Here is a 13,672-nt window from a genome sequence, read left to right on the forward strand (position 1 = left end):
CGCCTGACACCCCTGAGACCTCGCCCACTAGACCTCTAGACCTCGCCCTGAGACCCCCTAGACCCCGCCCCCGATCCGGAGAAGCCGCCCGCCATGGACAACCTTCCGCTGCTGACGACCGGCGTCACACTGCTCGGCTGTGTGCTCGCCGTCCTCGGAGTGCACGCCTACTCCTCCGGGCAGGCCCAGCGGCAGGCCCTCGTCGAGAGGATGTCCCAGTCCGGACCCCTCGCCATCGAGAGCGGCGCCCGCCGTCGGCGCTTCAGCGGACTCGACCGGCGGCTGCGCAGGACGCGGCTCGGCAAGCGCATCGAGCGCAAGCTCGTCGCGACGGGCCTGGACGTGACCCCCGGCGAGTACGCCGTATACGTCGTCGCCGCCCTGCTCGCCCTCTACTCCATCGCCGCCTCGGTCTTCGCGCCCTTCTTCGGGCTCATCGCGGCCGTCATCGGCCTCTGGGGCGCCAACGGCTTCCTCAACTGGCAGCGCATGAAGCGTACGGAGGCGTTCATCAACCAGCTTCCCGAGCTCACGCGCGTACTGGCGAACGCCACCCAGGCCGGCCTTGCGCTGCGCACCGCGATCAGCATGGCCGTGGAGGAGCTGGACGACCCGGCGCAGGAGGAGCTGCGGCGGGTGTCGGACCAGCTGGCCCTCGGCCGCTCGCTGGACGACGCGCTGGGCGACCTCGTCGAGCGGCTCCCCTCGCGCGAGCTGAACGTCCTGGTCTCCACCCTCATCCTGTCCAACCGGGCGGGCGGCGCCATCGTCTCCTCGCTGCGCAACCTCACCGAGACGCTGGAGGAGCGCAAGGAGACCCGCCGCGAGGTCACGACCACGCTCTCGCAGATCAAGGTGACCGCCGTCGCCGTTCCCGTACTGGGCATGGGCTTCCTGCTGATGATCAACGGAATGCGGGCCGGCGCGCTCGACGACATGACCAGCGCCGTGGGCGGCCGGATCGCGGTGGTCGTCGCGGCGGGCCTGTACGCCCTCGGCTTCGTCCTCATCAACCGCCTCACACGCGTCCGCATCTGAGACCGAGAACGAGAACGAGACCGAACACCCGAAGGGAGGGAACACATCATGGGACTGCTCTTGGCCGCCGTCGTCGGGCTCTGTGTCTACGGCGCCTTCCACGGCATCCGCATGTACCGCGCCGACGCCAAGCTCCCCGGCGACCTCGCCGTCGCCCTGGAGGTCGGCGCCACCCGCACCAGCGCCACCGGCTCCGCCATAGACCGCCTCGGCATGCGCTACGCGCCGTACATACTGCGGCTGATGGGCCCCAAGCGCGTCGACGCGGTCCGGCGCCGGCTCGACATGGCCGGCAACCCCGGCGGACTGACCATCGACCGCTACGCGGCCCGGCGCGCCGTCTACGGAGGACTCGGCACGCTCGTGGCGCTGGGCATGCTGATGAACGGCCACCTCGTCTTCGCCGTGCTCTTCCTCCTCTACGGACTGTTCTGGACCGACGTCCTGCTCAAGGCCGCGATCAGCCGCCGCAGGGACGACATCGAGCGCACCCTGCCGGACTTCCTGGACGTCCTGGCCGTCGTCGTGTCGGCCGGCCTCGGGTTCCGGCAGGCGCTGGAGCGGGTGTCGGAGAAGTACGAGGGCCCGTGGGCCGACGAGCTCCGCATCACCCTGCGGCAGATGGACATGGGGGTCGGCCGGCGCGAGGCGTTCGAGCAACTGCGCAGGCGCAACGAGTCCGACCAGGTGTCGATGTTCGTCTCCGCTCTCCAGCAGGGCGAGGAGCTCGGCGCGCCGATCGTCGACACGCTCATCCAGATCGCCAACGACATGCGCAGGACCGACGCGCAGAACGCGCGCCGCAAGGCCGCCAAGGCCGTGCCGAAGGCCACGCTCATCGTGACCAGCTTCATGCTCCCCGGGACGATGATCCTGATCGTCGTCGGCTTCTACTACGCCTCCAACGTCAACTTCAACGACATCTTCGGAGGCTGAGCCATGGGGCCGCCGCTGAAGGCGATGAAGAGGAGCGTCATGCGCAGGGCGCCCTTGAGGAGAGCGGCGCTGAGGAGAGCGGCGCTGTTTGGGGGCGGCACCGGCTGTGAGACCGGCTATGACATGAGCGGGGGGCCGGGCGGGGTCGGCGGGCAGGGCGGGGGCGGCGGGCCGGGCGGGGTCGGCGGGGCAGCCGGTTTCGGCGGGCCGGGCGGGGTCGGCGGGGCAGCCGGTTTCGGCGGGCCGGGCGCCCCGGGCCATGTGCCGTCCCTGCCGATCCAGGTCAACGCCCTCCAGGCGCTGTGCCGCCAGCTGTTCGGCTTCCGCCTCGCCATGACCGCGCTCGCCGCCCCCTTCGCCCTCGCGGGCGTCGACCGAGGGCTGGGCGGCTGGCTCGTCGGCGCGGCCGTCCTCGTCACCGTCATGGTCTCCTACGTCCTGCTGCGCGACTGGGAGCGCTTCGGCCCGGTGCTGCTCCGCCACCCCTCGCTGCTCGCCGTCGACATGCTGTTCGGCGCGCTGCTGCTCTTCTCCGCGTCGCCTGGCTCCACGCTCGCGTACGTCACCTTCTGCACCCCGCTGCTCGCCGGCCTGGTGTACGGCTGGCGGGGCGCCGCGATCTTCGCGCCGCTCCAGTCGCTGCTGCTGGCCGCCGCGTACGCGATAAACCAGCGGATCGAGGCGGACGCCTCCGCGCTGCTGTTCGTCGGCCTGTGCGTGCTGGCGGGAGCGGTGGGCGGCACGCTGCGCAATCTGCTGCTCGGCTTCGGGGCCGCCTCCCAGGCGCTGACGGAGACCCGCGCCCGGCTCGCGGTCAGCGAGGCGGTGGAGGGGGAGCGGGCGCGGCTCGCCCGCGAGATGCACGACTCCGTCGCCAAGACCCTGCACGGCCTGGCCCTCGCGGCGGACGGCCTGGCGAGCACGGCCGACCGCATGGACCCGCTGACCGTCCGGCGCCAGGCAGAACTGGTGGCCCGCTCGGCCCGCCGCGCGGCGACCGAGTCCCGGGAGCTGCTGTCCGACCTGCGGCGCGAGTCGGGCCTGGACGGCGGCGCGGACATCGTGGCCGAACTCAGCGCCCGTACCGAGGACTTCGCACGCCGTTCGGGCCTGCGGGCGACCTTTCGCACGCTCGGCGACGACCCCGTTCCCACGGCGCCGCGCGCCGTGGCCCGCCAGCTGCTGACCATCGCGGGCGAGGCGCTGGAGAACGCCCAGCGGCACGCGGGCCCCAGCCGCGTGGACGTGTCGGCGGGCATCGTCGGAGACGTCCTGCGGATCAGCGTCTACGACGACGGGCGGGGCCTGCCCCCGGGAACGTCGCTCGATGCCCTGCGCCGATCCGGGCACTTCGGCCTCGTCGGCATGGTCGAGCGGGCGGCGACGATAGGAGCGCGCATCCGCATCGGCAGGGGTCAGGCGGCGAAGGGCACGGAGATGCTGCTGGAGCTGCCGCTCGCGGCGCTGGGGCTCGTACGGGGGATACCGGCCCAGGCGAGGCGGCAGCACCGGGCGCCGATGCTCAACTGACCGGCCCGCGCCGCGCGGGCGGCGGTCGCGGCTCGCCTCCGCGCTCCTCCGCCTCCGCGCTTCTTCGCCTTCTGCCTTTGCACTTCACCCCCTACCGAATCCCCTCACTGAGAGGAGGCTGCAGCCATGCCGGACGACGTCTCCCGGAGCTCGGGCCAGAACTGGACCCAGCAGTCCCATGTCTCGCAGCACACGTCCTCGCACGCCACCCCCCTCAGCTCCGACCAGACCACCGGAACGCTGCGGGTGGTCGTCGCCGACGACAACCCGGTCGTACGGGCCGGCCTGACCGTCCTCCTTCAGGGCCGCGCGGACCTCGTGGTCGTCGCGGAGGCGGCCGACGGGCGCGAGGCGTACGACGCAGCCGTCCAACACCGCCCCGACGTCGTCCTGTTGGACGTCCGCATGCCGCGCGTCGACGGCCTCTCGGCTCTGCCGCACCTGGTGCGGCTGGCGCCGGTGCTGATGATGACGTACAGCCGCGAGAGCGAGATCGTGCGCGAGGCGCTGCGGCTGGGCGCGAGCGGCTATCTGGTGCACGGCGAGTTCACGGTGGACGAACTGACTGCGGCTGTAAGGGACATCAAGCGTGGCCGCAGCCGTTTCTCGCCTTCTGCTTCCCATGCGCTGGCGAGCGGCGCGCGGGACTCACGGGACGCGCGGGGCCGATCACAGGAGCCCCAGGCGCCGCACGGGCCCCAGGGGGTGCGGCGGCAATTTGCTCAACCATCTTCGCTTTCGCAAGCGGATATGGCACATTCGACTCGGGGTCCCAACGTAGTCAGGGGACTGCACGGTGTGATCACCGAGCTGAGTCAGCGGGAGGTGGAGGTGATGGACCTGATTACGTCCGGGATGACCAACCAGCAGATCGCAGCCTCCTGCTTCATCAGCGAGAAGACCGTCAAGAACCACATCAACCGCATCTTCGCCAAGTTGAACGCGGGCAGCCGGGGCGAGGCCATCGCCATCTGGCACAGCGTGACGCGAGGAGGTGCGGGCCGGCATGCCTGAACGCGCCCAACGCGATTTCTGGCCTCGGAGTTGGGCCCTGAGGCCCATGGCGGGGCGAGTGCCCTCGGCGTACGGTTCCGATGTCGCCAGCGATTCCGGTCGAGAGGACGCCGGAAACGCGGGAGGCGACGCAAGGGGCTTGGACGCAACCGGAGGCGAACGGCATGAGGGACACCGGCCTGAAGGCCGCGGCGGCCGCGAGGGCGCACGCGGCGGCTTGGCGCGACGCGCTGCTCGCGGGGGTCAAGGGCCGCAGAGACAGGGGGCAGGGGGCGATCGAGTACGTCGGGATCACCATCCTGGTGGTGGCGATCGTGGTGCTGCTGCTTCAGACCAATGTGGGCAACGACATTGCGAACAAGTTCACCGAGAAGATCAATTCCGTCCTCAACGGCGGTGGCGGGGGCGGCGGCGGGGGCTGATCCCGCAGTCGGGCCGGGACACAGGGCAGGCCACACCGCTGTACATGGCAGCGGTCGTCGGTCTGCTCTTCTTTGCGCTCGTGTACCTCGCACTCGGCCAGGCGGACATCACTCGCAACGGAACGCAGACCGCCGCCGACGCGGCGGCGCTGGCGGCCGCCCAGGAGTCGAGGGACCAGCTGAACTTGGCGGACTACCTCGAAGACCTCGGCGGCCTCTTCGGCGACGAGGTGATCGGTGGCAACGGCTGCGCGGAGGCTGTGAACTTCGCTGTCAAGAACGGTGCGGCGGAGGAGGTCGGCTGCGATCCGCTGGGCGACCGCTGGGGCTTCAGCGTGGAGGTCACGTCGGCAGAGCCGATGGGGGAGAGCATCATCGACGGCACCGAGGACGACCACGCGAGGGCCGAGGCCACCGCTGTGGTCGAGTCCCGTTGCGACTTCGAGCCCGAGGAACCGGCCGAGCCCGCAGAGCCCTCCGAGGGCGAAGACGATCCGGACCCCGGCGAGGAAGCTCCCGATCCCGGCGAGGACGAAGAGCAGAAGCCGTCCCCGGGAAAGCTCCTCTGCGACACCCAGGAGTGGACCATCGACCCCGAGAACCTGGAACTGCTGCCCGACATGGCGGAGCTCTTCACTGTGCGACTGGCTGAGGACTGATCTTCAATGAGAGCAAAGGAACAGGATTGATGAGTATGCGGCACATGAGGACCATGCGCCGGGCGGGGGCGGCAGCCTTGCTCTCGGCCGCCTTGACCTTCTCCCTGACGGCATGCGGCGGCGACGGCGACGGCGACCCGAAGTCCAAGGAACAGGGCACGTCGGCCCCCAGCCAGAGCGGCGGCGACGACAAGGGCTCCGCCGCGCCCGAGCAGAAGCCCAGCGAGCCCATCGCGAGGGTCAAGGGCGACGGCGGGCTGGAGCTCTCGGTGTTCTCCGCCAGGCGCGACGAGGGCGGATTCCTCACCATAGACGGGCAGATCAACAACACCGGCTCGCAAGGCTTCACCGTTCCCGTCCAGTGGAACGGCCTGGAGCAGGCGGTTGCGGCCACGGGCCGGTCCTTCGCCGGCATGACCCTCGTGGACTCCAAGGGCAAGAAGCGCTACTACGTGCTGCGGGACACCGACAACCGTCCGCTCACCACGTACGCGTACAACAGCTACATCAAGCCGGGGCAGACGCTGACCTTCTTCGCCCAGTTCCCCGCGCCCCCGCAGACGACCACCACCGTCGCCCTCCAGTTCCCCGGGTTCCCCAGCACCTCGATTGAGCTCTCCTGATGAGGACCCCCACCGCCTCCCCCACCCCCCGCGTCCGCGCCCGGGCGGCCGTGACCGTGCTCGTCGGGGTCGTCTCCCTCGGGCTCGTCGGCGGCGCCGACGCCCACGCCGACGACGATCCGTACCCCACCCCGAACGCCGCCGCGCCCGTTAAGCTCGACGCCCGCGACTCCGACCTCAAGCTCCCCGAGGGCGCGACCCTCGCGGCGCCCAAGGTGCTCGACATCAAGTCCGTCGTAGAGGACCTCAGCGGCGAGGAGCGGCGCGAGGAGACGAACACCGACATCACGATGGCGCTCCAGGCCGAGGTGCTGTTCGGCAAGGACAGCGCCAAGCTCTCCGAGGACGCGAACGCCCGCATCGCCGCCATCGCCGCGGAGATCAAGGCCCAGGACGCCCGGAAGGTCCGCGTCTTCGGCTTCACGGACGACCTCGGCACCTCCGAGCACGGCGACGTCCTGTCCAAGAAGCGCGCCGACGCCGTGCACAGCGTGCTGTCGCAGCAGTTGAGCGAGCAGGGCGTCTCGTACGAGATCCGCGGATACGGCGAGGACTACCCGATCGCGAACAACGCGACCGAGGAAGGCCGTAAGAAGAACCGCCGAGTCGAGGTCTCCTTCCCCAGGAGCTGAGGCGACGGCAGAGCCGGCCCCGGCAGCGCGCTGCGGGCCGGCTCTCCTCTGTGCGGCCTGAAGTGCCGCCAAGTGCGGCCGGAATGCCGCCAGATGCGCGGCCGGACCTACGGGCAGACTGATGTGGTGCTGCTGAGGAGCGGAGCAATGACAAGGGGCAGAGCCGGAGAGGTCGGCGTGCCGACCCGCAGAACCGGCAGAACCCGCGCAACCGGCGCAACCGGCGGGACCCGCGCAACCCGCAGACCCCGTGGAACGCTCAGCGCTCTCGCGGCCGCCCTCGCGCTGGTGACCGCCTCGGCCGGGGTCGCCGGCGCGGACGGGCCGGCCGACGGGGGCGCGGCGTACGAGACGGCGCGCGACGCGCGTGCCGTACGCGGCGCATCCGTCAGCACGGAGGGGCCGCGGCTGCGGACGGGGACGTACACCGACACCATCGCCACGGGCGCGAAGAAGTACTACCGAGTGGCGCTGGACGACACCTCCAACGCGTACGTCTCCGCCGTCCTCGCGCCCCCGCCCGGCGTCGAGGTGAGCCCCGGGGACGGGCTGCGGATCTCCCTGGAGTCCACGGACGGCGCGAAGTGCAGCGTCGCCAACGAGGTCACCTTCGGCAGCACCACCGCGCGGCCCATCGCCGACTACGCCACCCGGCGCATCGGCCCGGACCGGCAGTGCCAGAGCGCGGGGGACTATCTCTTCAGCATCCAGTGGATCGGCACGGGCGCCGGGCCGGGTACGACCGGGTGGCCGGTGGAGCTGAAGTACATGACGGAGCCCGGGCTGGTGGCCGGGGCCGCCACGCCGTCGGCGCCGTCGGGCTGGAGCTCCAAGGCCCCCGCGCCGGAGCCGGGGCAGGGCGCCGGGGCGCCGGTGAGCGGCGGGACCGGATTCAACGACGCCCCGACTGTGACGCCGGGCGCCTGGAAGGACGAGCTGAACCCGGGCGAGAGCAGGTTCTACAAGGTGCCGGTCCAGTGGGGCCAACAGCTGCTCCTGAACGCGGAGTTCGCGAACTCGACCGCCCGCCAGCCGCCCTTCGTGGTCGGCGGGCTGCGGCTGTCGCTGTTCAACACGGCCCGCGGGTTCGTGCGCAGCGTGGACGCCGACTACGTCGGCAAGCCCGCCTCCGTGGGCTTCGCGCCGGCGCCCGCGTCCTTCGCCAACCGCACCTCCGCGCAGGACGACACGGGCGCGATGCGCTTCTCCGGCTGGTACTACGTCCGGGTCTCCCTCGACCGCCAGGTCGACAGCCCCCTCCCCATGACCCTGCGGGTGGGCCTCCAGGGCGAGCCGCAGCAGGGACCCGCGTACAACGGCGACGCGTCGGCGGCCGGCTTCGGCGTCGGCGACGGGACCGGCCGGCGCAGCGGCCTGCCGCTGCGGACCATCGGGATCGCCGGGATCAGCGTGGGCACGGCGCTGGTGCTCGCGCTCGCCGTGTGGGCCGTCCTCAGCCGTCGGGGCCGGGGCGCGAACACCGCCCCGCCCGTGCATTGGGAGCTGTGACGGCATGGCGGTGACGGCCGATCTCTTCACGGTGGCCGCGGTCGAGCCCGCGGCGCTCGCCGCCGCTCTCGCCGCGGCCGCGGGCGTGAGCCCCGCGGACGTCGACGTGGCCGACGCGGACGGGGACCAGGAGTCGCGCACGTGGGACGCGCCCGTCCTGTGCTCGTACACCCTGCTGCCGAGTGGCGGGCTGGGCCTCGTGCTGGATGTGTACGTCGTCGCGGACGAGGACCCGTCCGGCGCGGCGCTCACCGAGGCCGAGCTGGCACGCCGGCTCGCGGCCGCCAGCGGGACGACGGTGTTCTACCCGGCCGAGTGGTTCCCGCCGAGCGCCTACTGGGCGGTCACCGCGGACGGCCTGGTGACGCGCGCCCTGCTGGTGGCCCCGGACGACGAGTGCGGCCCGTTCACCGTCGACGCGGTCGGCGCACCGGTGGCGGACCTGCCGGCGGCGGTGGTGAGAGACGACCTCCCGTAGCCGCCTTGGTGAGGGAACAATGGGTGGATGCGCGGATGGCGGGCGGCGCCCCGCCGGTTCGCCGCCGCCTGCCCCGGCCGGCCCGACAAGGCAAAGAGTCTGGGCCGGCGCGCGACGAGCGCGGTGAAGCACTCCTCTTCCATAAGGGAGTTGGCGGGCAACCCGCTGATCCCCTGACACATCAGCTGCTGGCCGATGGCGCGCTGTCGGATCCGTACGCACTCGTGCGCAGGCCGGGACCCCGCGCCGGCCGGGACTCCGTGTCAGCCGTACGAGCCGCCGCCCGCTCACCCCGTCTCGATCGCCAGCCGTACGCCGGGCCGCAGGCCCCAGCCCGTCATCGAGCCCGCCTCCGCCTCCAGCACATGGCGTGCGCGCAGGCGCGGCGCGCTGAGCCGTCCAGGCTTCAGGGTGTGCACGTCGAGCACCGTCAACTCGCGGTCCAGGTAGGCCACATCGATCGTGAACCGCATCCTGAAGGTGTGCACGCTGTTGCACGGCGTGAGCAGCAGCGCGCCCTCGATGCCGTTCCGCCCCAGCAGCCCGCGCCGCCGAGGCCCGTAGGACGCCGCGATCTCCACCGGCAGGGACACGTCCCCCACCCTCAACGTCCCTGTGCCGTCGCGCCATCGACGCCCTCGCCTCATGGTCGTAGACCGTAGCGCCCCCGCGTACGCTCGCTGCCGTGTACGTCACGCTGATCGCCGTCGCCGCCCTGTGGGGTGCCGCCGCCGGAATGCTCGTGCCGCGCGCCGCCTACCGCCTCTCCGTCGAGCCGGAGGAGACCTGGCGAGACGCCTGCCCGGCGGGGCACCCGTTCACCGGGCGCGCGCGCGGCTGGATCGGCGGTGCGCGGTGCACGGAATGCGCGGTCGTGCCCGGTACGGCGCACCCGGTCACCACGGCGACCGTCCCCTACCGGCCGTCCCTCGCCGTGCCCCTGGCCACCTCCCTCGCCTGCGCCGCCCTGGCCGCCGCGACCGGGGCGCGGCCCGAGCTCGCGGTATGGCTGCTGCTCGCGCCCTTCGCGGTCCTGCTCGCGGTCGTCGACCTCAACGTCCACCGGCTCCCCGACCATCTGACGCTCCCCCTGGCCGCCGCGTCCGCCGCCCTGCTCGGACTCGCGGCCCTGCTCCCGGCCCACGCCGGCTCCTGGACGACGGCCCTGCTCGGCGGACTCGCCCTCGGCGCGGGCTACTTGCTCCTCTTCCTGATCCACCCCGCGGGCATGGGCTTCGGCGACGTCAAACTCGCCCTCTCCCTCGGCATCGCCCTCGGCTGGCACGGCTGGGCGGTGCTGTTGGTCGGGGCGTTCGCCGGCTTCCTGCTGGGCTCGCTGTACGGCGTCGCCCTCATCGCCCTACGCCGAGCCGGCCGCAAGTCCGCGATCCCCTTCGGGCCGTTCATGATCCTGGGGGCGCTGGTGGGCCTGCTGCTTGGCGGACTCGCCCGACTCTGAGCCGTAGGAGGAGCGGCGCCTGCTCGGCTCGCGCGCCGTGGCCGGATGGGCGCCTAGACCGACGGATCGCCCGCACCGCGGCTCGTCACAGCGGCAGATCTCGCAGAGAATGTGGCCCGGACCCGCGGTCGGCGCTCGACGAGCCGACTGCGCGGCGGCCGACGCGGAGGCGATCCGCCCCGCGGGAGCACGTCCGGGCTGACCGCCGGCGCGTGACCGCCGACGGCCGGCGGTGCAACGACCACGACTGAGGCGACGGACGACGAATGGCACGGGATTACGACAGCCAGCTGCTGGAGTCGGTGGCGGTACGCCGACGCAGAATGAGGGACGCGTTGCTGTTCGGCACGCAGAGGGCGCGGCGCACGGCGGACGAGCGGCTCGGGAAGGTATTCGCGGGCATTGCCATTGCTGCTGTGCTGTGCGCGGGATGCATCGGCTGGTCCTTCCTGCAGCACACGCTGTCGAAGCAGAAGTCCGAGCAGCAGAGACAGCAACAGCGGTATGAGCAGCCGGCGAAGACGACAGAGCCGTAGAAGTCCAGCCGAATGCAAGAGTGGGCAGGTCCGGGGGAGTTCGCAGTGCGCCCCGGGAGAATGCGCGACGACCTCCCGGACAGAGGGAGGGGGCTTCGGAAAGGCAATAGGCAAGCCCGGTCGTGAACAGGCCAATTGGTCCGAATGTCCTCAACATTGCGATGATAGGTTTCCGTAAGTGGTGAGCACAGCAACGACTCCCCAGGCGCAACTGAGCCGGGTGACCCTGGTCGGCGAGCGACGCCGGGCCGACATCGTCCTGCCCTCCGACACTCCGATCGGCCAGCTGCTTCCGGACATCTTGCAGTTGCTCGAAGACCGGGTCGCTTCGCGGCCGCTGACACGGCAGTTGATGACGTCCGACGGCTCCGCGCTGCCGCACGACAGCACACTGGCGTCGGCCGAGATCGCCGACGGCGCCGTGCTCCGGCTCGTCAGGACCCACTCCGCGCCGCCCGCCCCGGTGGTGCACGACGTCACCGACCAGGTGGCGGACGATCTCGACCTTCAGGCGTGGCGCTGGCGACCTGCCGCGCGCCGAGCCGGTGCGGGTGTGGCGACCGTCTTCTTCGCGGTGCTCGCCGGGGTGCTGGCCCGCCAGGAGTTCGCGCTCGACGCCCTGGCCGGACCGCTCATGGTCGTCACGCTCGCCCTCTCCGCGGCCGGCGCCCTCGTCGCCAGGCTCGGACAGGGCAACCGGGGTCTGGCGACCGCGCTGCTGGTCGCCTCCGGCGGGCTCGGCGTCCTCACCGCGTGGACCGCCGCCGACGCGTACGACTGGTCGGGGACCGGGCGCCTCGCCGCCGTCGCGGGCGCGCTGGTCCTGACGCTGGGGCTGCTCGGCTATTTCTCGCCGCTCGGCCGCGGCGGACTCGTCGGCGCTCTGGCCACTGCCGCCATCGTCGTGGTGTGGGAGGCCGTCGCCGCAGTCCAGGGTGATCTGGCCCGGCTCGGAGCCGTCATGGCCGTCTTCTCCGTGGTGCTGCTCGGCCTGCTGCCGCGACTCGCCCTGATGGCCTCCGGGCTCACCGCGCTCGACGACCGCCGCTCGGGCGGCGACTCCGTCAGCCGCCACCAGGTGGTCAACGCGCTCGCGGCCACGCACCGCGGCCTCGCCCTCGCGACCATGGCGACCGGGCTCTCGGCGGCCGCCGCCGGCTGGCTGCTCACCCTGGCCGAGAAGCCGACCGTGTGGACCGTGACGCTGGCGTCGCTCGTCGCCGTCGTCCTCCTGTCCAGGGCTCGGGCCTTCCCACTGATCGCGGAAGTCGCGGCGCTCTTCGTGGCGGCGGCGGCCCTCGTCGTACGCCTGGTGATGCTGTGGATGCAGCACAGCGAAGGGGTCGGGCCGCTCGCCGTGCTGTGCGCGGCCGCGGTGCTCCCGCTGCTCGTCCTGGCGGTGCAGCCGCCCGAGCATGTGCAGGTCAGGCTGCGGCGCACGGCAGATCTGGTCGAGTCCATGGGCGTGGTGGCGCTGTTCCCGCTGGCCATCGGCGTGTTCGGCGTGTACGGACAGCTGCTTGACAAGTTCTGAGTCAACGCGCGGACGCTCTGGGCGGGCAGCGCGGTGGAGGAGAAGGGCAGACATGCCGAACGGAGACAACTGGCAGGGCGATGTGCTGCGCGACCTGAGAGCGGGCGCGCAGCAGGGAGCCCCGCAGGGCGCGCAGCAGCAGAGTGCGCAGCCCCCCGGCGGACAGGCGGCGGACGCCCCCGCCGCAGGCCAGGGTCTCCAAGCGCAGACCGTCCAGACACCGGCCGTCGCCCACGGCCACGCTGCGCCCCACCAGGGAGTCCGGGGTGTCCAGGGCGTCCACCAGGGCGGCTTCGCGCAGGGGGCCGGCCGGCAGGGCCACGCGCAGCAAGGCCCTGCCGCGGCCACCGGGCACACCTCGAACGGCGCCGGCCGCGCCCCCGACTCCCGGCCCGTCGTCGACGCGGCCCTGGCCGCGGCGGGCCGCACACCGCGCCATGGCGAGCCCTTGGCCTCACGCGCCGTGCGCACCGTGCGCCGAATCGTTTCGTCGTCCGCCGCACGCGAGGTCGCCGAGGCCACCCGCACCGCCGAGGTGCTTCAGCAGCCCGTGACGACCGGACGGCAGATCGCCGTCACCTCCATCCGGGGCGGCGCCGGGAAGTCGACCGTCGCCGCGCTGCTCGGAACGGCGTACGCCCACTACCGGCAGGACCCCGTCCTCCTCGTCGAGGCCGACCCGGCGCTCGGCTCGCTGCCGCTGCGGCTCGGCGCCGAGACGCTGCGCTGGACCACGGGCGACGTCGCGGGCATCGTCGAGCCGCAGATGTCGCTGCTCGACGTCACCGGCTACCTCGTCCAACTCCCCGACAACGCCTGGCTGCTGCCCGGCAGCCAGGGCCAGATCGGTGCGATGCTCGACGCCAGGGCGTACCAGCGGGTCATGGTCGCGCTGCGCCGCTACTTCGGCGTGACGGTCGTCGACTGCGAGACGCTGCCCGCCGAGGTCGCCCGCGTCGCGCTCTCCGCCGCCCAGGCCCGTGTCCTCACCGCCCCCGCCACGCTGGAAGGCGTCGCCAGCACGTACGCGGTGCTCCAGTGGATGCAGGGACTTCCTCCGCACCTGATCAGCGGCACGGTCGTCGTGCTGACCGAGCTGGCGCCCCACGCGCGCCTCGACATCGACGAGGCCGCCCGGAAGCTCATGTCCACCGGGGCGAGCGTCCAGACCCTCCCGTACGACCGGCACTTGGCGGCCGGCGGCGCCATCCGCACCGAGCTGCTCGCCCACTCGACCAGACAGGCCGCCACCCGCCTCGCCGCGGACGTCTTCCAGCTCTCCCAGAAGCGCCACTGATGCCG

General features: G+C 72.2%; 16 protein-coding genes. 15 read left to right on the forward strand and 1 reads right to left on the reverse strand.

Annotated elements, in window-relative coordinates; genetic code table 11:
• The first annotated feature begins 93 nt into the window (after window positions 1–93).
• The 11 genes from AB0M39_RS10285 (at window position 94) to AB0M39_RS10335 (ending at window position 9,018) form a co-directional block, all read left to right on the forward strand.
• Window positions 94–1,038 (forward strand): type II secretion system F family protein, encoded by a 945-nt coding sequence (locus AB0M39_RS10285; RefSeq protein ID WP_365362271.1) that lies wholly within the window; start codon window positions 94–96, stop codon window positions 1,036–1,038.
• Between the two features lie 48 nt (window positions 1,039–1,086).
• On the forward strand, window positions 1,087–1,974 hold the full coding sequence (locus AB0M39_RS10290) for a DUF5936 domain-containing protein (protein ID WP_365362273.1): 888 nt from the start codon (window positions 1,087–1,089) through the stop codon (window positions 1,972–1,974).
• A gap of 123 nt (window positions 1,975–2,097) precedes the next feature.
• Complete coding sequence (locus AB0M39_RS10295) at window positions 2,098–3,504, forward strand: histidine kinase (RefSeq protein ID WP_365362276.1); 1,407 nt, start codon at window positions 2,098–2,100, stop codon at window positions 3,502–3,504.
• Window positions 3,505–3,630: 126 nt separating this feature from the next.
• Complete coding sequence (locus AB0M39_RS10300; RefSeq protein WP_365362278.1) at window positions 3,631–4,518, forward strand: response regulator transcription factor; 888 nt, start codon at window positions 3,631–3,633, stop codon at window positions 4,516–4,518.
• Window positions 4,519–4,682: 164 nt separating this feature from the next.
• Window positions 4,683–4,940, forward strand: a complete 258-nt coding sequence (locus AB0M39_RS10305) for a hypothetical protein (RefSeq protein WP_365362280.1) — start codon at window positions 4,683–4,685, stop codon at window positions 4,938–4,940.
• The gene (locus tag AB0M39_RS10310; RefSeq protein WP_365362436.1) at window positions 4,940–5,599 is read left to right on the forward strand and encodes a pilus assembly protein TadG-related protein; all 660 of its coding nucleotides are present in this window, start codon (window positions 4,940–4,942) and stop codon (window positions 5,597–5,599) included. Before AB0M39_RS10305 ends, AB0M39_RS10310 begins: the two co-directional genes overlap by 1 nt.
• A gap of 44 nt (window positions 5,600–5,643) precedes the next feature.
• Complete coding sequence (locus AB0M39_RS10315; RefSeq protein ID WP_365362282.1) at window positions 5,644–6,222, forward strand: hypothetical protein; 579 nt, start codon at window positions 5,644–5,646, stop codon at window positions 6,220–6,222.
• On the forward strand, window positions 6,222–6,854 hold the full coding sequence (locus tag AB0M39_RS10320; RefSeq protein WP_365362284.1) for an OmpA family protein: 633 nt from the start codon (window positions 6,222–6,224) through the stop codon (window positions 6,852–6,854). The genes AB0M39_RS10315 and AB0M39_RS10320 overlap by 1 nt, the downstream gene beginning before the upstream one ends.
• 147 nt (window positions 6,855–7,001) lie before the next feature.
• Window positions 7,002–8,363 (forward strand): hypothetical protein, encoded by a 1,362-nt coding sequence (locus tag AB0M39_RS10325; protein ID WP_365362286.1) that lies wholly within the window; start codon window positions 7,002–7,004, stop codon window positions 8,361–8,363.
• A 4-nt stretch (window positions 8,364–8,367) separates the two neighbouring features.
• Window positions 8,368–8,841, forward strand: a complete 474-nt coding sequence (locus AB0M39_RS10330) for a hypothetical protein (RefSeq protein WP_365362288.1) — start codon at window positions 8,368–8,370, stop codon at window positions 8,839–8,841.
• Between the two features lie 27 nt (window positions 8,842–8,868).
• Window positions 8,869–9,018 (forward strand): hypothetical protein, encoded by a 150-nt coding sequence (locus AB0M39_RS10335; RefSeq protein ID WP_365362290.1) that lies wholly within the window; start codon window positions 8,869–8,871, stop codon window positions 9,016–9,018.
• A gap of 110 nt (window positions 9,019–9,128) precedes the next feature.
• Here AB0M39_RS10335 and AB0M39_RS10340 read toward each other — a convergent pair whose 3' ends face one another.
• Window positions 9,129–9,488 carry a DUF192 domain-containing protein gene (locus AB0M39_RS10340; protein WP_365362292.1) on the reverse strand — a complete coding sequence of 120 codons (360 nt, stop codon included), beginning with the start codon at window positions 9,486–9,488 and terminating at the stop codon, window positions 9,129–9,131.
• 38 nt (window positions 9,489–9,526) lie between these two features.
• On the opposite strand from AB0M39_RS10340, the gene AB0M39_RS10345 reads away from it, so the two are divergent.
• The 4 genes from AB0M39_RS10345 (at window position 9,527) to AB0M39_RS10360 (ending at window position 13,667) form a co-directional block, all read left to right on the forward strand.
• Window positions 9,527–10,300 (forward strand): A24 family peptidase, encoded by a 774-nt coding sequence (locus AB0M39_RS10345; protein ID WP_365362294.1) that lies wholly within the window; start codon window positions 9,527–9,529, stop codon window positions 10,298–10,300.
• Window positions 10,301–10,566: 266 nt separating this feature from the next.
• Window positions 10,567–10,836 (forward strand): hypothetical protein, encoded by a 270-nt coding sequence (locus AB0M39_RS10350; protein WP_365362296.1) that lies wholly within the window; start codon window positions 10,567–10,569, stop codon window positions 10,834–10,836.
• Between the two features lie 178 nt (window positions 10,837–11,014).
• Complete coding sequence (eccD, locus tag AB0M39_RS10355) at window positions 11,015–12,370, forward strand: type VII secretion integral membrane protein EccD (protein ID WP_365362298.1); 1,356 nt, start codon at window positions 11,015–11,017, stop codon at window positions 12,368–12,370.
• Window positions 12,371–12,422: 52 nt separating this feature from the next.
• Window positions 12,423–13,667: a MinD/ParA family protein gene (locus AB0M39_RS10360; RefSeq protein ID WP_365362300.1), complete on the forward strand. Its 1,245-nt coding sequence runs from the start codon at window positions 12,423–12,425 to the stop codon at window positions 13,665–13,667.
• The last annotated feature ends 5 nt before the right edge of the window (window positions 13,668–13,672 follow it).

This window comes from Streptomyces sp. NPDC051907 (assembly GCF_040681075.1).
Taxonomy (GTDB): Bacteria; Actinomycetota; Actinomycetes; order Streptomycetales; family Streptomycetaceae; genus Streptomyces.

Excerpts from the sequence above, each read along its gene's own strand:
- AB0M39_RS10305 (WP_365362280.1), top strand. The coding sequence starts at position 4,683 with ATGAGGGACACCGGCCTGAAGGCCGCGGCGGCCGCGAGGGCGCACGCG.
- AB0M39_RS10325 (WP_365362286.1), top strand. The coding sequence starts at position 7,002 with ATGACAAGGGGCAGAGCCGGAGAGGTCGGCGTGCCGACCCGCAGAACC.
- AB0M39_RS10340 (WP_365362292.1), bottom strand. The coding sequence starts at position 9,488 with ATGAGGCGAGGGCGTCGATGGCGCGACGGCACAGGGACGTTGAGGGTG.
- AB0M39_RS10350 (WP_365362296.1), top strand. The coding sequence starts at position 10,567 with ATGGCACGGGATTACGACAGCCAGCTGCTGGAGTCGGTGGCGGTACGC.
- AB0M39_RS10330 (WP_365362288.1), top strand. The coding sequence starts at position 8,368 with ATGGCGGTGACGGCCGATCTCTTCACGGTGGCCGCGGTCGAGCCCGCG.
- AB0M39_RS10295 (WP_365362276.1), top strand. The coding sequence starts at position 2,098 with ATGAGCGGGGGGCCGGGCGGGGTCGGCGGGCAGGGCGGGGGCGGCGGG.
- AB0M39_RS10300 (WP_365362278.1), top strand. The coding sequence starts at position 3,631 with ATGCCGGACGACGTCTCCCGGAGCTCGGGCCAGAACTGGACCCAGCAG.
- AB0M39_RS10315 (WP_365362282.1), top strand. The coding sequence starts at position 5,644 with ATGAGGACCATGCGCCGGGCGGGGGCGGCAGCCTTGCTCTCGGCCGCC.
- AB0M39_RS10360 (WP_365362300.1), top strand. The coding sequence starts at position 12,423 with ATGCCGAACGGAGACAACTGGCAGGGCGATGTGCTGCGCGACCTGAGA.
- AB0M39_RS10320 (WP_365362284.1), top strand. The coding sequence starts at position 6,222 with ATGAGGACCCCCACCGCCTCCCCCACCCCCCGCGTCCGCGCCCGGGCG.
- AB0M39_RS10335 (WP_365362290.1), top strand. The coding sequence starts at position 8,869 with ATGCGCGGATGGCGGGCGGCGCCCCGCCGGTTCGCCGCCGCCTGCCCC.
- AB0M39_RS10285 (WP_365362271.1), top strand. The coding sequence starts at position 94 with ATGGACAACCTTCCGCTGCTGACGACCGGCGTCACACTGCTCGGCTGT.
- AB0M39_RS10290 (WP_365362273.1), top strand. The coding sequence starts at position 1,087 with ATGGGACTGCTCTTGGCCGCCGTCGTCGGGCTCTGTGTCTACGGCGCC.